This is a genomic window from Streptomyces sp. NBC_00016 (genome assembly GCF_045040885.1).
Classification (GTDB): Bacteria; Actinomycetota; Actinomycetes; order Streptomycetales; family Streptomycetaceae; genus Streptomyces; species Streptomyces coriariae.
The window spans coordinates 1,608,666-1,628,360 of record NZ_CP108304.1 but is presented as its reverse complement, the minus strand read 5'-3'; the positions used below and the strand labels follow the sequence as shown (position 1 = coordinate 1,628,360).

General features: G+C 72.6%; 18 protein-coding genes. 11 read left to right on the top strand and 7 right to left on the bottom strand.

All coding sequences use genetic code 11. The features are described from left to right. Positions 1-173 precede the first annotated feature (173 nt). Entirely contained in the window at positions 174-1,613 is a 1,440-nt protein-coding gene (gene gndA, locus OG933_RS07335; protein WP_362519164.1) for an NADP-dependent phosphogluconate dehydrogenase, read from the bottom strand. A gap of 197 nt (positions 1,614-1,810) precedes the next feature. On the opposite strand from gndA, the gene OG933_RS07330 reads away from it, so the two are divergent. Next, the gene (locus OG933_RS07330) at positions 1,811-3,061 is read left to right on the top strand and encodes a transglycosylase family protein (RefSeq protein ID WP_405626032.1); all 1,251 of its coding nucleotides are present in this window, start codon (positions 1,811-1,813) and stop codon (positions 3,059-3,061) included. Here the strand turns inward: OG933_RS07330 and OG933_RS07325 are convergent. Then, entirely contained in the window at positions 3,051-4,346 is a 1,296-nt protein-coding gene (locus tag OG933_RS07325) for a DMT family transporter (RefSeq protein WP_405626029.1), read from the bottom strand. The two genes, OG933_RS07330 and OG933_RS07325, sit on opposite strands and share 11 nt — an antisense overlap. Positions 4,347-4,555: 209 nt before the next feature. On the opposite strand from OG933_RS07325, the gene OG933_RS07320 reads away from it, so the two are divergent. From OG933_RS07320 to OG933_RS07300, 5 genes are all read left to right on the top strand, one after another. After that, entirely contained in the window at positions 4,556-5,371 is an 816-nt protein-coding gene (locus OG933_RS07320) for a (2Fe-2S)-binding protein (RefSeq protein ID WP_405626027.1), read from the top strand. A 43-nt stretch (positions 5,372-5,414) separates the two neighbouring features. Beyond that, on the top strand, positions 5,415-6,566 hold the full coding sequence (glgA, locus tag OG933_RS07315; protein WP_362519176.1) for a glycogen synthase: 1,152 nt from the start codon (positions 5,415-5,417) through the stop codon (positions 6,564-6,566). 50 nt (positions 6,567-6,616) lie between these two features. Beyond that, positions 6,617-7,837: a glucose-1-phosphate adenylyltransferase gene (gene glgC, locus OG933_RS07310; RefSeq protein WP_362519179.1), complete on the top strand. Its 1,221-nt coding sequence runs from the start codon at positions 6,617-6,619 to the stop codon at positions 7,835-7,837. Between the two features lie 104 nt (positions 7,838-7,941). Next, entirely contained in the window at positions 7,942-9,300 is a 1,359-nt protein-coding gene (locus OG933_RS07305) for a wax ester/triacylglycerol synthase family O-acyltransferase (protein ID WP_362519182.1), read from the top strand. Positions 9,301-9,403: 103 nt separating this feature from the next. Next, positions 9,404-10,912: an SDR family NAD(P)-dependent oxidoreductase gene (locus OG933_RS07300; RefSeq protein WP_362519185.1), complete on the top strand. Its 1,509-nt coding sequence runs from the start codon at positions 9,404-9,406 to the stop codon at positions 10,910-10,912. Between the two features lie 115 nt (positions 10,913-11,027). Here OG933_RS07300 and OG933_RS07295 read toward each other — a convergent pair whose 3' ends face one another. Together OG933_RS07295 and OG933_RS07290 are read right to left on the bottom strand one after the other, a co-directional pair. Then, positions 11,028-11,786, bottom strand: coding sequence for an SDR family oxidoreductase (locus OG933_RS07295; RefSeq protein ID WP_405626021.1), 759 nt, complete (start codon positions 11,784-11,786; stop codon positions 11,028-11,030). 25 nt (positions 11,787-11,811) lie between these two features. After that, complete coding sequence (locus tag OG933_RS07290; RefSeq protein WP_362519191.1) at positions 11,812-12,261, bottom strand: hypothetical protein; 450 nt, start codon at positions 12,259-12,261, stop codon at positions 11,812-11,814. A 484-nt stretch (positions 12,262-12,745) separates the two neighbouring features. Between OG933_RS07290 and OG933_RS07285 the strand changes: the two genes are divergently transcribed. Next, the gene (locus OG933_RS07285; protein WP_020127513.1) at positions 12,746-12,919 is read left to right on the top strand and encodes a hypothetical protein; all 174 of its coding nucleotides are present in this window, start codon (positions 12,746-12,748) and stop codon (positions 12,917-12,919) included. 64 nt (positions 12,920-12,983) lie between these two features. Here the strand turns inward: OG933_RS07285 and OG933_RS07280 are convergent, their stop codons facing one another. Further along, complete coding sequence (locus OG933_RS07280) at positions 12,984-14,327, bottom strand: amidase (protein WP_405626018.1); 1,344 nt, start codon at positions 14,325-14,327, stop codon at positions 12,984-12,986. Between the two features lie 90 nt (positions 14,328-14,417). After that, the gene (locus OG933_RS07275) at positions 14,418-15,134 is read right to left on the bottom strand and encodes a FadR/GntR family transcriptional regulator (protein WP_405626015.1); all 717 of its coding nucleotides are present in this window, start codon (positions 15,132-15,134) and stop codon (positions 14,418-14,420) included. Between the two features lie 185 nt (positions 15,135-15,319). Here OG933_RS07275 and OG933_RS07270 point away from each other — a divergent pair, with 185 nt between their 5' ends. Genes OG933_RS07270 through OG933_RS07255 form a run of 4 tightly spaced genes read left to right on the top strand, consistent with a single transcriptional unit; the run spans position 15,320 to position 18,172 of the window. Beyond that, on the top strand, positions 15,320-16,075 hold the full coding sequence (locus tag OG933_RS07270) for an SDR family NAD(P)-dependent oxidoreductase (RefSeq protein WP_405626012.1): 756 nt from the start codon (positions 15,320-15,322) through the stop codon (positions 16,073-16,075). Continuing rightward, a complete protein-coding gene (locus OG933_RS07265) occupies positions 16,072-17,040 on the top strand; it encodes an aldo/keto reductase (RefSeq protein WP_362519204.1) in 969 nt (322 codons plus the stop codon). Before OG933_RS07270 ends, OG933_RS07265 begins: the two co-directional genes overlap by 4 nt. Then, positions 17,037-17,351: an L-rhamnose mutarotase gene (locus OG933_RS07260; RefSeq protein ID WP_142267272.1), complete on the top strand. Its 315-nt coding sequence runs from the start codon at positions 17,037-17,039 to the stop codon at positions 17,349-17,351. The genes OG933_RS07265 and OG933_RS07260 overlap by 4 nt, the downstream gene beginning before the upstream one ends. After that, the gene (locus OG933_RS07255; RefSeq protein ID WP_405626009.1) at positions 17,348-18,172 is read left to right on the top strand and encodes an amidohydrolase family protein; all 825 of its coding nucleotides are present in this window, start codon (positions 17,348-17,350) and stop codon (positions 18,170-18,172) included. The genes OG933_RS07260 and OG933_RS07255 overlap by 4 nt, the downstream gene beginning before the upstream one ends. Here the strand turns inward: OG933_RS07255 and OG933_RS07250 are convergent. Further along, positions 18,160-19,581: a lipase maturation factor family protein gene (locus OG933_RS07250; RefSeq protein ID WP_405626006.1), complete on the bottom strand. Its 1,422-nt coding sequence runs from the start codon at positions 19,579-19,581 to the stop codon at positions 18,160-18,162. The genes OG933_RS07255 and OG933_RS07250 overlap by 13 nt on opposite strands. Positions 19,582-19,695 lie beyond the last annotated feature (114 nt).

The following is a 19,695-nucleotide window of genomic DNA, read 5'->3' as shown; positions in this document are numbered from 1 at the left end:
GAACCGACGCCGCCGCCGCGGCCCGGCCCGCCCCCGGGTCCCTCGCCGTCGCCGGTCCCGCCGGGTCCGGAACCGGTCCCCAGCCCGGAGCCCGGCCCGCCCCTCACCTGACGGGACCACGGTGGGCGACGTAGGACCGCCGCCCACCGTGATGTCCTGACGTCCTCGAAGGACTACGCCTCCGTCTCCGACCGGTCGCCTCCCCAGAGGGTGTGGAACGCGCCTTCGCGGTCCACCCTCCGGTAGGTGTGCGCCCCGAAAAAGTCCCGCTGTCCCTGCGTGAGCGCCGCCGGCAGCCGCTCCGCGCGCAACGCGTCGTAGTAGGCGAGCGCCGCCGCGAACCCGGGCGTCGGCACGCCCTGAAGCGTCGCGGACACCAGCACCTCGCGCCACGGGTCCTGCGCCGCCGCGATCTCCGAGGCGAAGGTCTCGTCGGACAGCAGGCTCGGCAGGTCCGCCCGGTTGTCGTACGCGGCGCGGATCCGGTCGAGGAAGGCCGCGCGGATGATGCAGCCACCGCGCCAGATCGAGGAGACGGCGCCGAGATCGATGTCCCAGCCGTACTCCTCGCTGCCCGCGGCGATCTCGTGGAAGCCCTGCGTGTACGACACGATCTTCGAGGCGTACAGCGCCTGCTCCACCCGGTCGGCGAAGGCCTGCGCCTCCGCCTTGCCCAGCGCGGACGCGGTCGGTCCCGCCAGGCCGCGCGAGGCCTCGCGCAGCTTCGCGTGTCCCGACAGCGACCGGGCGAAGACGGCCTCCGCGATGCCCGACACCGGAACACCCAGGTCGAGCGCGATCTGGACCGTCCAGCGGCCGGTGCCCTTCTGTTCCGCCTGGTCGACCACCACGTCCACGAAGGGCCGGCCCGTCGCCGTGTCCACATGGGACAGCACCTCGGCGGTGATCTCGATCAGGTAGGAGTCGAGGCGGCCGGTGTTCCAGGTGCGGAAGATGTCCGCGATCTGCGCGGGCTCGTACCCGGCGACATCACGCAGCAACTGATAGGCCTCGCCGATCAGTTGCATGTCGGCGTACTCGATGCCGTTGTGGACCATCTTCACGAAGTGGCCGGCGCCGTCCGGGCCGATGTGCGTGACGCAGGGCGCCCCGTCCGCCGCCTTCGCCGAGATCTTCTCCAGCATCGGGCCCAGCGACTCGTAGGACTCCGGCGAGCCGCCCGGCATGATGCTCGGGCCGTGCAGCGCGCCCTCCTCGCCACCGGAGATGCCCGTGCCGACGAAGTGGATGTCCTGCTCGCGCAGTTCGCGCTCGCGGCGGCGGGTGTCGGCGAAGTGCGCGTTGCCGCCGTCGATGATCATGTCGCCGGGTTCGAGCAGCGGGGCGAACTCCCGGATCACCGCGTCGGTCGGCTCACCGGCCTTCACCATGATCACCAGGCGGCGGGGCCGCTCCAGTGCCGCCACGAACTCCTTGGCGGTCTCGGTGGCGACGAACTCGCCCTCGTGGCCGAACTCCTCGACCAGGGCGTGCGTCCGTGCCGCCGTGCGGTTGTGCAGCGCGACCGTGTAGCCGTTGCGTGCGAAGTTGCGGGCGAGATTGCGGCCCATGACCGCGAGTCCCGTGACGCCGATCTGAGCTGAAGTGCTCATACGGTTGGCTCCTCCAGGGGTGTGCCCGTGCATTCGGTCAGTGTCGTCCTGGACCATCTTGACGGGTTCCGCCGCCGGATTCCCGCCCGGGGCGTCCGGTGTTCGCCCGCGCGTCGGAGCGGCCGGTTGTCGCCTTGTCATGGCCTGTTCGCCGCCCTTACTTTTGCCCCTCCTGACGCATGTCGAGGGGGATCTCCATGGCCGTACGCGGCCGGCACCGCCGGTATCAGCCGAACAGGATCAACCGGGCATCGCTCACCGTCACGGCGGGCGGTGCCGGTATGGCGCTGCCGCTGATCGGCACCGGTGCAGCTCAAGCGGCCGACGTGGACACCTGGAACAAGGTCGCCGCGTGCGAGTCGACCAACGACTGGAACATCAACACCGGCAACGGTTACTACGGCGGACTCCAGTTCACCCAGTCCACCTGGGAGGCGTACGGCGGTACGCGGTACGCGCCCCGTGCGGATCTGGCCACCAAGGACCAGCAGATCGCCGTGGCCGAGAAGGTGCTGGACGGGCAGGGGCCCGGCGCCTGGCCCGTCTGCTCGGTGCGGGCCGGACTGAGCCGGGGCGGCGACACCCCCGACATCCACCCGAACGGCACCACGACGAAGTCCTCCGAGCCGTCGTCGTCCCAGTCCTCCAAGTCCTCCCAGCCGTCCGCCAAGGCGGCTCCCAAGACGTCGAAGACGTCCCTGGACGACGTACGGCCGCAGAGCACACCTCAGTCCCGTGCGGGCACCGCGCAGATGTACACCGTGGTCCGCGGCGACACCCTCTCCGGCATCGCGGACACCGAGGAGGTCAAGGGCGGCTGGCGGGGGCTCTACACCGCCAACCGGACGACCATCGGCGGCGACCCCGACCTGATCCTGCCCGGTCAGCGACTCAGCCTGGAGGGCCGGGCGGCCGCCGCGACCAAGGCCCCGAGCAGCACCGGACCCCGGACGGAGAAGCCCAAGACCTCCTCGGGCGCCAAGGAGAGCAAGCCGGCCAAGAGCACCAAGGCGAAGGACACCGACCGCAAGGCGACGACCGGCCATTCCCTCGTGTCGCCCGTCAGCGCCTCCACCGGAACGCCGTACCACGCCACGGGTTCGTCCTGGTCGAAGGGCTACCACACCGGCGTCGACTTCCCCGTGCCCACCGGCACCTCCGTGCAGGCGGTCAGGGCGGGCGAGGTGGTGAGCGCGGGCTGGGCCGGTTCCTTCGGGTACCAGGTGGTCATCCGGCACAGCGACGGCCGCTACTCGCAGTACGCCCACCTGTCGGCGATCTCCGTACGGGACGGGCAGTCGGTGAGCGGCGGACAGCGCATCGGCCGGTCCGGCTCCACCGGCAACAGCACGGGCCCGCATCTGCACTTCGAGGTGCGGACCGGGCCCGGTTTCGGGACGGACGTCGACCCGGTGGCGTATCTCCGGGCCGGCGGCGTCAGGATTTGACGCGCTCCCGATGCCGGTCCACGACCGGCATCGGGACGTACAGACCTCCGTACAGCGGGGTGTAGAACGACGGAGGCACGTCCCCGCCGGACGGGTCCTCCTCGTAGCGGTCCTCGCCGTCGGCCGTGGCCGGAGCCAGGACGAGCCGTTCCTTCAGTACCTCTGCCGCCCGTACCTCTGCCGCCCGGACGTCTGCCGCCCGTACGTCTGTCTCCCGCGCCTGCGCCGACCGCGCCGTGTCCAGCGCCGCTCCGGCGAGCCGCAGGTCCTCCAGCACGTCTTCCGCCGACCGCACGCCCTCCGGCAGTGGCGCGCCCGGCTGCTCGGGGAACGGGATCCCGCCCGTCGCACCGCCGGTCTTCCCGTCCGCCGGGGCGTCGGCCGACACCTCCGCCGTGCCGCTGTCCGCCGGGATCCGCGCTGCCGGTACAGCAGCCGCCGCCGTTTCGGGCCGAGCGCCCTGAAGGCGCTCCGTCGTGAGCAGGATGAGTCCGCCCGCCGCCACCACACCGCAGCCCAGGGCCAGCACGGTGCCCGTGGTGCCGTAGCGGAAGGTCTCGCCGAACATCGTGATGCCGACCGCGGCCGCCACCACCGGGTTGACCACGGTCAGCGTGGCCAGCGGGGCCGCGAGGCCCGCGCCCCGGTAGGCGGCCTGGGACAGCAGCATGCCGGCCGTGGCGAGCACGCCGATCACGGCCAGGGACGGGACGTCGGCCGTCGAGACACCACCGGTCCAGTCGACCGCGACGGTCTTGGTGAAGACCGACGACATGCCGAACGCTATGCCCGACGCGGTCGCCAGCAGCATGCTGCGGACCGCCGGGTGCCGGTGCGCGGCCCGCCCCGCCACCATCAGGGCCACGAGCGCGGCCGCGGTGACCACGGCCACGCTGACCCGCTGCGGGGTGCTCAGCGACTGTGCGTCGGCCGCCCCCACCAGGGACAGCAGACCGGCGAGACCGACCGTCGCCATGATCGCGCCACGCCAGGCCGTCGCCCCGGCCCTGCGGCCGACGAACAGGGCGGCCATGGGCAACGCGAACACGATGGTCAGCGCGCCCAGCGGCTGAACCAGGCTGAGGGGACCGTAGGCGAGCGCCACCACGTGGAGAACTCCGCCGAGACCGTTCAACGCCACCGCCGCCCACCAGCCCGGACGGCGCAACGGGGCGTACTCCTCGTCGGGCGAGGACAGCGCGACCTGCTCCTGCACGATCGCGCCGGCCGCGTACGCGACAGCGGAGACGAGCGACAGGACCACGGACAACGCGAGGGCGCTCATCAGCTGATCCTCTGCGTGAGGCGGGGGCGCGGGGCCCGGCGCGGCGAACGGTCGGCTCTCATAACCAACACGATGCCCTGTAGATCTGTTCCCGTCGTCGTACCTGAGCACGCAATAGGTCCTACTACCGATGGAGTACTGAAGGCCCGCTGTCCTCCCTCAGGCGGGTGACGGACCAGGGATGCCCCTGAGCACGGGCCCTGACGGCCTTGGTACTACTGCACTTCGTGGACCTCGACCCCGATCTCGCCGCGCTGCGCCCGCTCGGCCCCTTCTTCGCCCTGCGCACACGACCGGGCGGCACCGGAGAGCCGACCGCGGCGCCGCCGACCCTCGCCCGGGCCTACGGGGAGCCGTCCAGTCGGGAGACCTCCCGGAGCCCGGCACCGGACGTCCACGGGGATCCGCTGGCCTTCCGGGTCCGCAAGGTGACCCGGGCCCTGCGCGCCCCCGAGGACCGGATCGGGGCCTCGGTGGCGCAGCAGGGCCTCGCGGCCCGCCTCTGGTCGGTGACGCTGGGCTGCGCCGTCCTGTACGGGAGCATTCCCGACCTCGCGCCCGGGCTGCTGTGCTGGGACCCGGACGCCACCGCCCCGGACGACCTGTGGCTGACCGAGGTGCGGGCCCGGCCGGGGGACGCGGCGACCGTGGCCGCGACGGTCCTCGACGGCCACCTCGAACCCCTCTCCGCCGCGCTGCGCGCCCGCCATCCGGTCGCGCCGGGCCTGCTGCGGGGCAACTCCGGATCCGCGCTGGCCGGGGCCGCCCGGCAGCTGGAACTGTGGGCCCGCACGCACGGCCGTCCCGACGTCGCCGCACGCGTGCGTGCCCTCACCGCGGAGCTGTTCACCCACCCCCTCCTCGCGGACACCGGAACGCTCCTCACCGACACCGGGACATCGGCCGGCACCGCCTTCCGCCGCCGCAGCTGCTGCCTGTACTACCGGGTGCCCGGCGGGGGCGTCTGCGGCGACTGTTGCTTCACACGACCCCCGCGCTCTTCCCCACGCGCCCCGTCTGGGTGACCATGAAGGGAGCCGGTCGCTGAGTGAGATGTGGGGGTTCCGGGTGCGAGTGGGACTGCTGACCCGGGAGTATCCCCCGGACGTGTACGGCGGCGCGGGCGTCCATGTGGAGTTCCTGGCCCGTGAGTTGCGGCGGCTGGTCGACCTCGACGTGCACTGCTGGGGCGAGGGCCGCACCGAGGGGGTCCAGCGGCATCGCCCCTGGTCCGCGCTGGACGGCGCCAACGACGCGCTGCGCACCTTCTCCGTGGACCTCGCCATGGCGGCCGCCCTCGAAGGCCGCGAGCTCGTCCACTCCCACACCTGGTACGCCAACCTCGCCGGCCACCTCGCCAAGGAGCTGTACGGCGTCCCGCACGTGGTGACCGCGCACTCGCTGGAGCCCCTGCGGCCCTGGAAGGCCGAGCAACTCGGCGGCGGCTACGCCCTGTCGGGCTGGGCCGAGCGGACCGCGGTGGAGGCGGCCGACGCGGTGATCGCCGTCTCCAAGGCGATGCGTGAGGACATCCTCGCCTGCTATCCGGCGCTCGCCCCGGACCGGGTCCACGTCGTCCACAACGGCATCGACACCGCCCTGTACCGTCCCGATCACGGCACCGACGCCCTCACCCGGATCGGCCTCGACCCGGATCGCCCCTTCGTGCTGTTCGTCGGCCGCATCACCCGGCAGAAGGGCGTGCCCCATCTGCTGCGCGCGGTCCGGGACATCGATCCCGCGGCGCAGGTCGTGCTGTGCGCGGGAGCCCCCGACACCCCCGAGATCGACCAGGAGTTCCGCGATCTCTTCGCCGGGCTGAGCCGGGCCCGTGACGGCGTGCACTGGATCCCGAAGATGCTGCCGCGCCCCGAGGTGATCCAACTCCTCACGCACGCCGCCGTGTTCGTCTGCCCCTCGGTGTACGAACCGCTCGGCATCGTCAATCTGGAGGCGATGGCCTGCGGCACTCCCGTAGTGGCCTCCCGGGTCGGCGGCATTCCAGAGGTCGTCGAGGACGGGGTGACCGGGACACTCGTGGAGGTGGACGACGGGTTCGAGGCGGGCCTCGCACGGGCGCTGGACGCGGTTCTCGGTGACCCGGAGGCCGGCCGCCGGATGGGTGAGGCCGGGCGGGTGCGCGCGGTGGGGGAGTTCGGCTGGGACGCGGTGGCCCGGCGGACGGTCGGGCTGTACGAGGAGATCGTCAAACAGGCTTAGTTCCCCCGGCCGGGGGCAACCATGGTTCAACCAGGGTGAGGGGAGCGGCCATGCGTCGTGGTGGGCCATCGGTGCTCGGGATCGTGCTGGCGGGTGGTGAGGGCAAACGCCTGATGCCTCTCACGGCTGACCGCGCCAAACCAGCGGTCACCTTCGGCGGCACGTACCGGCTCGTCGACTTCGTGCTGTCCAACCTGGTGAACGCGGACGTCCTGCGCATCTGTGTACTGACGCAGTACAAGTCGCACTCGCTGGACCGGCACATCACCACCACCTGGCGGATGTCCAGCCTGCTCGGCAACTACGTCACGCCGGTCCCGGCCCAGCAGCGGCTCGGCCCGCGCTGGTACCTCGGCAGCGCCGACGCCATCCTCCAGTCGCTGAACCTCATCTACGACGAGCGGCCCGAGTACGTGGCCGTGTTCGGCGCCGACCACGTGTACCGCATGGACCCGCGCCAGATGCTCAGCCAGCACATCGACAGCGGCGCGGGCGTGACCGTGGCCGGGATCCGGGTCCCGCGCGGCGAGTCCTCCTCCTTCGGGGTGATCACCCCGGGCTCGGACGGGCTGACGGTCGAACGCTTCCTGGAGAAGCCGGCCGACCCGCCGGGGCTCGCCGACGACCCGGAGAGCGTGTTCGCGTCGATGGGCAACTACATCTTCACCACCAAGGCGCTCATAGAGGCGCTCCAGCGGGACGCCGAGGACGAGAGCTCCGTCCACGACATGGGCGGCTCGATCCTGCCCGCGCTCACCCAGCGCGGCGAGGCCCAGCTGTACGACTTCCACGACAACCACGTGCCCGGCGAGACCACCCGGGACCAGGGCTACTGGCGTGACGTCGGCACGCTCGACGCGTACTACGACGCCCATATGGACCTGATCGCCGAGCGCCCCGCCTTCAACCTGTACAACCGCAGCTGGCCCATCTACACCCACTCGGGCCAGCTGTCCCCCGCGCGTTTCAACGCGGGCGGCATCGCCGGTGAGTCGATCATCAGTTCGGGGTGCCTGATCCGCGGACAGGTCACCCGCTCGGTGCTGTCGCCGGGTGTGGTGGTCGACCCGGGAGCGGTCGTGCAGGGCTCGATCCTGCACGACAACGTGCACATCGGACGGGGTGCGGTCGTGCGCGGGGCGGTGCTCGACAAGAACGTGGAGGTCCCTCCGGGTGCGACCATCGGCGTGAACCCGGAGCGGGACGCGGAGCTGTACACGGTGTCGAAGGGCGGCGTGATTGCCCTGGGTAAGGGCCAGCAGGTGTCCTGAACTTAATGCGCTGTTAACTGTGTGTAGCTTGATCGTACTTGACCGTAATCGCCCGGGCGCGCTTGACTGATGGCCTCCACTCTGAGCCGACGCGAGGCAAGCCCTTGACTGCTGATGATCTGCTGGCCCCCCTCGACCTGGCGTTCTGGAACCTCGAGTCGGCCGAGCACCCCATGCACCTCGGAGCGCTCGGCGTCTTCACGGCGCAGTCGCCCACCGCGGGCGCCCACGCCGCCGACCTGCTCGCGGCCCGTGCCGCCGCCGTTCCCGGACTGCGCATGCGGATCCGGGACCTGTGGCGGCCGTTCGACCGCTCGGAACCGTTCGACCTGCGCCGGTCGCTCGCCTTCGGCGGCGCGACCCGGGAGGCGGACCCCGACTTCGACCCCCTGCACCACGTCACGCTGCACGCGCCCACCGCCGACTTCCAGGCCGAGGCCGGGCGGCTCATGGAGCGTCCCCTGGAGCGCGGCCGCCCGCCCTGGGAGGCCCACGTCCTGCCGGACGAGGCCGGCGGCCGCTTCGCCGTGCTCTTCAAGTTCCACCACGCCCTCGCCGACGGACTGCGCGCCCTGACCCTGGCCGCGGCCGTCCTGGACCCCATGGATCTGCCCGCCCCCCGCCCCCGCCCCGCCGGACCGGCCCGCGGGGCCCTCCCCGACGTGCGCAGACTGCCCGGCCTGCTGCGCGGAGCCGTCTCCGACGTGGGCCGCGCCCTCGACATCGGCGCCTCCGTCGCCGTGCACACCCTGGGCATGCGCCCCACCCCCGCCCTCACCGCCGCGTCCACCGGCACCCGCCGCACCGCCGGCGTCGTCATCGACCTCGACGACGTGCACCGGATCCGCAAGGTCGCCGGCGGCACCGTCAACGACGTGCTGATCGCGGTCGTCGCCGGAGCGCTGCGCCGCTGGCTCGACGAACGCGGCGACGGCAGCGAGGGCGTCGTGCCGCGCGCGCTCATCCCCGTCTCCAAGCGCCGCCCGCGCACCGCCCACCCCCAGGGCAACCGGCTCTCCGGGTACCTGATGCGGCTTCCGGTCGACGACCCGGACCCGCTGCGCCGCCTCGCCACGGTCCGCGCCGCCATGGACCGCAACAAGGACGCGGGCCCCGGCCGGGGCGCCGGCGCCGTCGCCCTGCTCGCCGACCATGTCCCGGCCCTCGGCCACCGCCTCGGCGGCCCGCTGGTCGGCCACGCCGCCCGGCTCTGGTTCGACATCCTCGTCACCAGCGTGCCCCTGCCCGGCTTCGGCCTGAAGCTCGGCGGGAACCCGGTGACCGAGGTCTTCCCGTACGCCCCGCTCGCCCGCGGCCAGGCCCTCGCGGTCGCCGTCTCCACCTACCGCGGCCAGATCCACTACGGGCTCGTCGCCGACGCCGCGGCGGTCCCCGATCTCGACCGGTTCGCCCGCGCCCTGACCGCCGAGGTGGAGACGCTCATCACGGCCTGCGGCTCTTGACGGGAACGGGTTTGGAGGAGCGGCCCGGCGCTCCGTAAAATTCGTCCTTCGAGGGCGGACTCGGTCGGAGCGCCGCACGGGTGATCAGGGAAGCGGCAGCGCGATGACGGTGACAGAGGACGGCTCCACGGCGGTCACGGAGGAGGTCGTGGACGAGGTCGTGTACGGGCCCGGCATCGACCCGGAGCGGCTCGCCGTCTGCCTCGCCGTGCTGGACGAACTCGACCAGCTGGACGTCGACCACCCCGACGCGATCGCCGTGCGCCGGGCCACCGCCGGCGTCTACCGCACCGTGAAGCAGCGCCGCCGCCAGGACCGCCGGGCCGCCAAGACCGCCCACGACAAGTCGGTCACCGAGGCCACCGCGACCGGCTCCGCCCAGCGCATCGACGACGAGACCGAGGGCATCCTGCCGTCCTCGGTCACCGAGGAGGGCCGGATCGCCGGGATACTCCAGCGCCCGCGCTCCTGCTACACCTGCAAGACCCGGTACGTCGAGGTCGACTACTTCTACCACCAGCTCTGTCCCGAGTGCGCCCGACTGAACCGCGACAAGCGCGACGTGCGCGCCGACCTCACCGGCAAGCGCGCCCTGCTCACCGGCGGCCGCGCCAAGATCGGCATGTACATCGCGCTGCGGCTGCTGCGGGACGGCGCGCACACGACGATCACGACCCGCTTCCCCAAGGACGCCATCCGCCGCTTCAAGGCCATGGACGACTCGGGGGACTGGATGCACCGTCTGGAGGTCGTCGGCATCGACCTGCGCGACCCGGCGCAGGCCGTGGCCCTCGCCGACCAGGTCGCCGAGGCGGGCCCCCTCGACATCCTTGTCAACAACGCGACGCAGACCGTCCGGCGACTGCCCTCCGCGTACGCCGCCCTGGTCGACGGCGAGAGCGCGCCGCTGCCCGCCGGCGAGCTGCCCGCCCACCATGTCATCGGCGCCTTCGGCTCCGGCGCGGTCGACGGGCTGGCCGCACTGCCCGCCGGAATCTCCGGCATCGACGCTCAGCAGGTCGCCGACCTCGCCCTGGTCGCGGGCAACGCCAGCATCGCCCGGCACCTCGACGGCACCGCCATCGACGCGGGCGGTCTGGTCCCCGACGTCGTCGACACCAACACCTGGGTGCAGACCATCGAGCAGATCTCCCCGGTGGAGCTCCTCGAGACCCAGCTGTGCAACTACACGGCGCCGTTCATCCTGATCAGCAAGCTCCGCCCGGCCATGGCCGACGCCGCCAGGAAGGCGACGAGCGGCCGCGCGTACGTCGTCAACGTCTCGGCGATGGAGGGCGTCTTCGGCCGTGGCTACAAGGGCGCGGGACACCCGAACACCAACGCCGCCAAGGCCGCGATGAACATGGTGACGCGGACCAGCGGCCAGGAGATGTTCCAGGCCGACGGCATCCTCATGACCTCGGTCGACACCGGCTGGATCACCGACGAGCGCCCGCACTACGACAAGCTGCGTCTCGCCGAGGAGGGCTTCCACGCCCCGCTCGACCTGGTCGACGGCGCGGCCCGCGTCTACGACCCGATCGTGCGCGGCGAGCAGGGTGAGGATCTGTACGGGGTGTTCCTGAAGGACTACGCCCCCGGTAAGTGGTAGGGCCGTTCTGCGCCGGTGGCCGGTGGCCGGTGGCCGGTGGCCGGTGGCCGGTGGCCGGGGCCGGTGACTGGGGCCGGGGGCGGGCTTGTGAGGGCCGGCCGCGCCTCCGTGGCCCTCAGGTGGCGATGTGTGCCCGGCGCACCTTCGTGCCGCCGTCCACCAGCAGGTCCGCCCCGGTGATCCACTTCGCCTCGTCGGAGCACAGCCAGAGCACCGCTCGTGCCACGTCCTCCGGTTCCCCGATCCGGCCCAGCGGCAAGGCCGCCGCCCTCTCCTTCTCTCCCGGCTCCCATACGAACCGTGCCATCTCGGTGCGTACCAGGCCGGGGGAGACGGAGTTCACCCGCACTCCCGGGCCCAGTTCGCCCGCGAGCTGCTGGGTGAGGTGGAGGAGGGCCGCCTTGCTGGTGCCGTAGGCGCCGACGCCGGGCCCGACGTGTCCCGCGCCCTCCGTGCAGATGTTGACGACCACGCCGCCGTGCTCACGCATCCAACCCCGCCACGCGCACTGCACCAGCCGCAGCGGCGCCTCGACGTTCACCGTGAAGGCCTCCCGCCAGGCGCCGGGATCGGCGTCCATGAGCGGTCCGTAGGGCTGGTTGGTCGCGGCGTTGTTGACCAGCACGTCCAGCCGGCCGAAGGTGTCCAGGCACAGCTCGGTCAGCTGGTGGGGGTGCCCGGGGTCCCCGACGTCACCGGCCAGTCCGATGCCGTCCAGCTCCCCGGCCGCGCGGCGCACCCCGTCCGGATCCCGCGCGCTGACGCACACCCGCGCCCCGGCGTCGGCGAGCGCCCGTGCCACCGCCCAGCCGATCCCGCGCGTGGCCCCCGTGACGACGGCGGCCCTGCCCCGCAACCCGTACGACGACGTCATCGGCGTACCGTCTCATGACGGTCCGTCAGTCGACAGCCCCGAGGCGTGAGTTCCGTGCCGCCACCAGTTCCAGCACGGTGCGCCAGTCCTCCAGCACGCCCGCGTCGAACCCGGGCGCCCGGCCGTCCTCGTCGGCCTGGCGCAGGCTGAGCAGATCGTCGTCGGCGGTGGGCCCGTGCCAGGGGTGCAGGTGGACGAGACGGGAGACCCGGGGGCCGAGCAGGGGGCGTACGGCCTCGGCGGCCCGTTCCGGCCGGCCGGTGGCGTCGGTGGGGCACAGCAGGTGACCGATGGGGTGGACGAGCCCGGTGAGCTGGAGCTCCTTGTCGGCGGGGCGACCGCGGCGCAGCAGTGCCGCCGTCTGGAGCGCGTGATCGTGCAGGTCGACGCCGGGCACCCCGCGGTCCGGGGTGTCCCGCACGCCCCGGCAGGCGTACAGCAGGTCCATCAGCTCCTCGACGCTGCGCAGCTCCATGCGTCAGTCCTTCCGCGAGACCGCCGTTGCCGGACGCCAGCAGACCATGGCCTGCTTGCGACCGGACGAACGGCACTTGAACTGCGCGACGAACTCGCGGGCGAATGCGCGGCCTCCCTGGGCCGCCACGCCCAGCGATATCGCCCGGACGGGTGAATCCAGAAGGTGCATCAGGGTGGAAAAAGGTTCAATTCACCTGCGGTGACATACGGGTGACTTGCCATGGTTACCCCAAATTTTCAGCCCTATCGAGCGGCCACCCGCTCATTTGGTTAATGTGTAGCGGACGGACAGCAGTACGGAGTGCCACCCACACCCACGGTCCGTCATGGGACAGGCCGCTTCACAACGGCTCGCCCTCCAAGAAGTTGCCGGCGCCACCGCGTCCTCGACCGACTTGAGCCAGGCCCGAGGGAGCGTCAGGCGCCGGACCGCAGACTGGCCGGCACGCCCCGAGGGTGACCCGACACATAAGGAGTGCGCGGTGACACCGGAGAAGACGAATCGCGAGCAACGTCCCAAGGAACGTCCGGAGCGGGCCGGCCGTCGGCCCGGCGAGATCGGCAGCCTCGACGTGTGGGCCCGCTCCGCCCCCATCCGCCTGGCGGGCTACGAGGAGGACCTCGCCGAGCCCCACATCCTGCCCAGCGTGGACTGACCGCTCGCGGTCGCCCGGCCTGGGTGTGCGACAGGCACGCCCACGCCGGGCCCGCTCTCTCCGCTCAGTCGAGCGGAGCCGTCCGTCGCCACGGACGCAGGCTCTCCAGCTGCTCGGCCAGTCGCAGCAGTTCGCCCTCCCGCCCGGGCAGGCTCACCAGCTGCACCGCCGTGGGAGCACCGGACGGCAGTGTGCCGAAGGGGACCGCCATGGCCGGCCAGCCGGTCAGGTTCCACGGCGGCGTCAGCGGCGAGTAGTTCGTGTTCACCAGGACATTGCGCAACCAGCCCCGCTCGTGCCACGGCGCCGACTTCGGTGAGCGTCGCGCCAGCGCCGGAGTGAGCAGCACGTCGTACTCCGCGAAGAACGGCTCGAGGCGTCGGCGCAGTGCCTCCCGTGCCGAGCCGCCCCGCACCCCGGACAGGAAGCGCCGGCCGACGGCCGCGTGCACCCGGGTGCGCCGGGTCAGCAGCCGCGGGTCGAGGCTCGCGGCGTCCACCGCCGTGCCCGCCGTCCAGTGCGCGAGCGAGGTGACGCCCAGCGACAGCGGATACGGCGGCTCGGCCCGTTCCACATGGTGTCCCGCCCGGACCAGCACCCCGGCCGCGTCCCGCGCGGCGCCCGTGTACGGCTTGCTCACCGTGACCCCGGCCAGCGGGCTGCGCACGGAGACGGCGATCTTCAGCGCACCGGGTTCCCCGGCCGCCGCGGCGTCGGTGTCCGCGAGGACCGACAGCATCAGCCGCGCGTCCTCGACCGTCGTCGCCAGCGGACCGTTCTCCGACATCCCGAACCAGTCGCCCTCGCCGATCCCGGCCGGCACCACCCCGTGGCCCGGCTTGATGGTCACCAGGCCGCAGTTGGCCGCCGGGATGCGCAGCGAGCCCATACCGTCGTTGCCGAGGGCGATCGGTACCAGGCCCGCGGCGACCGCGGCCGCGCTGCCGCCCGACGAGCCGCCCGCCGTGCGGGAGGTGTCCCAGGGGTTGCGGGCGGTGCCGTGCACGCCCTCCGTGGTGCCGAAGACACACAGCTCCGGCACGTTGGTCAGGCCGACGACCACCGCACCGGCCGCCCGCAGCCGGGCCACCGTCACATGGTCGGCGTCGGCCGGGGTGTCCGGTGTCGCGGCCGAGCCGACCCGGGTCGACTCGCCCCGCACACCGAGGTTGTCCTTGACCGCCACCGGCACCCCGGCCAGTGGCAGTCCGGTCAGGTCGCCCCGGGCGGCCAGCTCGTCGGCCTCGGCCAGGGCGGCTCGGGCCCGCACCGTGCGGAACGCTCCGATCCGGCCGTCCAGCCGCTCGATCCGCGCGAGATGCTCGGCCACCACCTCACGGGGCGTGACCTCCTTCGCGCGGACGGCGGCGGCGATCTCGACGGCGGTCCGGCCGACCCAGCTGGTCACAGGCAGCTCCCTCGGTGTGCGTGCACTACTGGCGAGTACGTAGGAGAACTCTGCCCCGCCGGGAGTCCCGCGTCGAGAGGCGGCCGTGGCTCAGGGCTCCACCTGCCCCCTGAGCCACTCCTCCACCTCGCCCACGTGGGCGGCCGCCGCCGCCCGGGCGGCCTCCGGGTCACGGGCGGCGAGCGCGCGGTGGATCGCGGCGTGTTCGCGGCGGGTCCGGGCGAAGGCGCCCTCCTCCTGGTAGCCGCGCCAGACGCGGGCCCGGAAGGTGCGTGAGGACAGGCCCTCCAGGATCGCCGCCATCGTCTCGTTGCCGGCGGCCGCCGCGATCGCCCGGTGGAACTCCAGGTCGTGCGCGAGGATCTCCTCGGGGTCGTCCGTCGCGTTCATCGCCGCCAGGTGCCCCTCCACCACGGCCAGCTGTTCCGGGGTGATGCGGGCCGCGGCCAGTGCGGTGGCCGTCGACTCCAGGATCCGGCGTACCTGGAGCAGTTCGACCAGACGCGGGCCCCGCGACAGATCGGCCACCACCCCGAACGTCTCCAGCAGGTCCCCCGCCTCCAGCGCGGTGACGTAGATCCCGGAACCGTGCCGGGCCTCCAGCACCCCCAGCACCGTGAGCGCCCGGATCGCCTCGCGCATCGAGCTGCGGGAGATGCCCAGCTCCACCGCGAGATCACGCTCGGTCGGCAGCCGCTGGCCGGGCTCCAGTGACCCGTCGGTGATCATCGCCTTGATCCGCTCGATGGCGCGCTGCGTCACCGTGCCCTTCGGGACGCCGGTCCCGGTGCGCGGAGTGTCTTCCACGTGGCCTCTCCTGTCGCCGATGCGCCGCCATCCCCAGCGATGTGGTCGGACCACTTGGGCATGCAACTCGCCAAAAAGCTACCCGGGGGGTGTCGGTGGGCGGAAGTGGTCTGATAAATATGCGGCACACAACCCGCCGGCGACTTCCGGGCCGCCGACCTCGTGATCCGGAAGGAGAAGGCGGCGTGAGCGACTTCGAAGGGCTGACGGCCCTGGTGACGGGGGGCGGCTCCGGCATCGGCCGGGCGACCGCGGAGCTCCTGGCCGAGCGCGGCGCCCGGGTCGCCGTCCTCGACCTGGACCCGTCGGGCGTGCGGAAGCCCCTGCTCGGATATCCCGCCGACGTCACCGACGACGCCTCCGTGCGCGCGGCGGTCGCGGCCGCCGTCACCGCCCTCGGGGGGCTGGACATCCTGGTCAACAACGCGGGTGTCGGCGCCCAGGGCACCGTCGAGGACAACGACGACGCCGAATGGCACCGGGTCCTCGACGTCAACGTCCTCGGCATGGTCCGCGCGGCCCGCGCCGTCCTGCCCCACCTGAGGCGTTCCTCGCACGCGGCGATCGTCAACACCTGCTCCATCGCCGCCACCGCCGGTCTGCCGCAGCGCGCCCTCTACAGCGCGACCAAGGGCGCGGTGTACTCGCTGACCCTCGCCATGGCCGCCGACCACGTACGCGAGGGCATCCGCGTGAACTGCGTCAACCCCGGCACCGCGGACACCCCGTGGGTCGGGCGGCTGCTCGACGCGGCCGACGACCCGGCCGCCGAGCGCGCCGCCCTGGAGGCCCGCCAGCCCAGCGGCCGGCTGGTCGCCGCCGACGAGGTCGCGGGCGCCATCGCCTATCTGGCGAGCCCCCTGTCCGGCGCGACCACCGGGACCTCCCTCGCCGTCGACGGCGGGATGCAGGGCCTGCGGCTGCGGCCGGTGGGCCGGTGAACACGCTCGGGCGCAGCGGCGTCCCGGTCAGTCCGCTCGCCTTCGGCGCCGCCGTCATCGGCAACCTCTTCACCGAGGTCGGCGAGGAGCAGGCGCACGAGGCGGTGGCCGCCGCCTGGCAGCAGGGCATCCGCTACTTCGACACGGCGCCGCACTACGGTCTCGGCCTGTCCGAACGCCGCCTCGGCGCGGCCCTGCGCGAGCACCCCCGCTCGCGGTACACGGTCTCGACCAAGGTGGGCCGCCGACTGGAGGCCACGGACCGGGGCGGCGACGACCTGGCCGACGGCTTCGCGGTCCCCGCCACGCACCGTCGCGTATGGGACTTCAGCGCCGACGGCGTACGACGCACCCTGGAGGCCAGCCTGGAACGGCTCGGCCTCGACCGCGTGGACGTCGTCTACCTGCACGACCCCGACGACCACGCCGAACAGGCCTTCCGGGAGGGCTACCCGGCGCTGGAGAAACTGCGCGCGGAGGGCGTCGTCGGGGCGATCGGCGCCGGCATGAACCAGGCGGAGATGCTCACGCGCTTCGTCCGGGACACGGACGTCGACGTGGTGCTGTGCGCGGGCCGGTACACGCTGCTCGACCAGCGGGCCGGCGTCGAGCTGCTGCCCGCCGCCGTCGAGCGTGGCGTGTCGGTGGTCGTCGGGGGCGCCTTCAACTCCGGTCTGCTGGCCGACCCCCGGCCCGGCGCCACCTTCGACTACGCCCAGGCGCCGGCCGGGCTGCTGGACCGGGCCCTGCGGATGAAGGAGACCGCCGACCGGCACGGCATCACCCTGCGCGCCGCCGCCCTGGCGTTCTGCGCCGCCCACCCGGCCGTGGCGAGCGTCCTGGTGGGCACCCGCTCGGCGGCCGAAGTGCGGGACTGCGCCGAACAGTTCACGACCCAGGTCCCCGCCGCCTTCTGGCAGGAGCTGCGGGACACGGGTCTGCTTCCCCCCGAGGAGCCGTCATGAGGGTCGCCCTGCACACCAGGGTCCGTGCGGACCGCGTCGCCGCGTACGAGGCCGCGCACCGGGAGGTGCCGAAGGAACTGACGGACGCCATCCGCGGCGCCGGCGCCACCTCCTGGACGATCTGGCGCAGCGGTACCGATCTGTTCCATGTCCTGGAGTGCGAGGACTACCCGCGCCTCCTCGCCGAACTGGAGAAGCTTCCCGTCAACGTGGTGTGGCAGGCACGGATGGCCGAGCTGCTCGACGTGGTGCACGACTACTCCGACGAGGGCGCGGGCGCCGGCCTGCCCGTCGTCTGGGAGCTGCCGTGACCGTCGACGCGCACCACCACGTCTGGGACCTGTCGGTGCGGGACCAGGACTGGATCGCCGAAGGCAGCCCGCTCCGGCGGGACTTCACCGTCGACGACCTGGCGCCGGAGGCGCGCGCGGCCGGTGTCGACCGTACGGTCCTCGTCCAGACGGTCACCGTGGCCGAGGAGACCCCCGAGTTCCTCGCCCTCGCGGCCGCGAACGACCTGATCGCGGGTGTCGTCGGCTGGACCGACCTCACCCGCGCGGACGTCGCCGACGAACTGGCCCGGCTGCGGGAACTCCCCGGCGGCCGGTTCCTCAAGGGCATCCGCCACCAGGTCCAGGGCGAGCCGGACCCGAGGTGGCTGCTGCGGGCGGACGTACGGCGCGGGCTCACCGCCCTCGCCGCCGCCGGTCTCGTCCACGACCTGGTGGTGCTGCCCCACCAGCTCCCGGCCTGTGTCGAGGCGGCCGCCTCCCTGCCCGGACTCACCTTCGTCCTCGACCATCTGGGCAAGCCGCCGATCGCCTCCGCCGCGCTGGAGCCGTGGACGTCCGACGTCCGGGCCCTCGCGGCGCTGCCCAACACGGTCTGCAAGCTCTCCGGCATGGTCACCGAGGCCGACCCCGGGTCCTGGACCGTCGAGGACCTGCGCCCGTACGCGGACACGGTGCTCGAGGCCTTCGGGCCCGCCCGGCTGATGTTCGGCTCGGACTGGCCGGTGTGCACGCCCACCGCTTCCTACGGTGAAGTCCTGGACATCGCACGGCAGTTGACCGACCCGGGCGCGCACACCGAGATCTTCGAGAGCACCGCCGTCCGGGTCTACGACCTCTGAGCCGACCCCGCCAGCCGCGTCGGCGGCAGATACTCCCGCACGTGACTGCGATGCCAGTACGCGCCCGTCTCCCGCAGCTCGCGCCATGTGGTGCAGCGGTAGCGGAAGAGGCGGGCGCGGATGTGGCGCGGGGGCTCGTCGGGCGGGAACGGGGAGCGGCGCAGCAGCCTCAGCGTGTCGCGGTCGTTCTCCAGCAGCCGTTCCACGAAGGCGGTGAACCACGCCCCGGCATAGGCGGGGGAGAGCGCCGCGAACCACATCATCCAGTCCAGCCGCAGATGGTACGGCGCGAACTGGCGCGGCCAGTGCCGGGGATCGCCGGGCTTGCCCTTGAACTCGTACTCCCGCCAGTCGGAGTCCTCGCGCGGCACGTCGTCGAGCGTGCCCTCGATCACCACCTCGTAGCGGATCCGGCTCACGCTGCCGAACGCGCCGTAGGTGTTGACCAGGTGCAGCGGATCGAAGGAGCGGTTCATCACCTGACGGCGGGAGAGCATGTTGAGCACCGGGCGGTAGCTGAGGAACAGCAGCAGCGCGGCCACGGCGAGGACCACGATCTCGTACCAGAGCGGGGTGGCGGGGGCCGACCGGTGCCCGGCGGGCAGTTCGACCGCGGACACGGCCAGGACGACGGTGATCCAGTTCAGCCAGGCGAAGTTGCCCGACAGCACCAGCCACAGCTGGGTCAGGATCATCAGGCACCCGGCCGCCGTCGCGATCGGCTGCGGGGCGAAGAGCAGGAACGGCACGACGAGCTGGGTGAAGTGGTTGGCCGCCGCCTCCACGCGGTGCAGCGGTTTGGGCAGATGGTGGAAGAACCAGCTCAGCGGGCCGGGCATCGGCTGGGTCTCGTGGTGGTGGTAGAGACATGTCAGCTTCCGCCAGCAGGCGTCGCCCCGCATCTTGATCAGGCCCGCGCCGAACTCGACCCGGAACAGGATCCAGCGCATCAGGAAGAGCACGACGACCGGCGGGGCCACCTCGTCGTTGCCGAGGAACACGGCGAGGAAGCCGGTCTCCAGCAGCAGGGACTCCCAGCCGAACCCGTACCAGGTCTGGCCCACGTTGACGATCGAGAGATACAGCGCCCACGGCACCAGCCACAGTGACATCGCCGCCCAGAGGGGCAGCGATGCGTCCAGACCGGCGAGCAGGGCCGCCGACACCGCGCAGCCCGTCCAGGCGCAGCCCGCGAACAGCCGGTCGGAGTAGCGCCAGTGGAACAGGCTCGGCGCCCGCCGGAAGGGCACCCGCTCGACGAAGCGGGGCACCGGCAGCATCCCCCGTTCGCCGAGCAGCGCCCGGAACTGGAGGGCGGCCGTCAGGAACGCGACCAGGTAGACAGCGGCCAGGGCCCGCTGGAAGACCAGGCGGCTCAGCCAGTACTCGGGTGCGGTGAACCAGTCCACGGCCGTGCGCTCCTTCTCTGCGGTCGGACCATGTCACTGTGTGTGGTCGCGTCCTCCGGTTGCGTGACCCTGGCGGGTGAAGCAGACAATAGTGGGCGAATCACCTCCGGGTGA

Coding starts and splice junctions, on each gene's coding strand:
- gndA (WP_362519164.1), bottom strand. CDS start 1,613: ATGAGCACTTCAGCTCAGATCGGCGTCACGGGACTCGCGGTCATGGGC.
- OG933_RS07330 (WP_405626032.1), top strand. CDS start 1,811: ATGGCCGTACGCGGCCGGCACCGCCGGTATCAGCCGAACAGGATCAAC.
- OG933_RS07325 (WP_405626029.1), bottom strand. CDS start 4,346: ATGAGCGCCCTCGCGTTGTCCGTGGTCCTGTCGCTCGTCTCCGCTGTC.
- glgC (WP_362519179.1), top strand. CDS start 6,617: ATGCGTCGTGGTGGGCCATCGGTGCTCGGGATCGTGCTGGCGGGTGGT.
- OG933_RS07300 (WP_362519185.1), top strand. CDS start 9,404: ATGACGGTGACAGAGGACGGCTCCACGGCGGTCACGGAGGAGGTCGTG.
- OG933_RS07295 (WP_405626021.1), bottom strand. CDS start 11,786: ATGACGTCGTCGTACGGGTTGCGGGGCAGGGCCGCCGTCGTCACGGGG.
- OG933_RS07290 (WP_362519191.1), bottom strand. CDS start 12,261: ATGGAGCTGCGCAGCGTCGAGGAGCTGATGGACCTGCTGTACGCCTGC.
- OG933_RS07260 (WP_142267272.1), top strand. CDS start 17,037: ATGAGGGTCGCCCTGCACACCAGGGTCCGTGCGGACCGCGTCGCCGCG.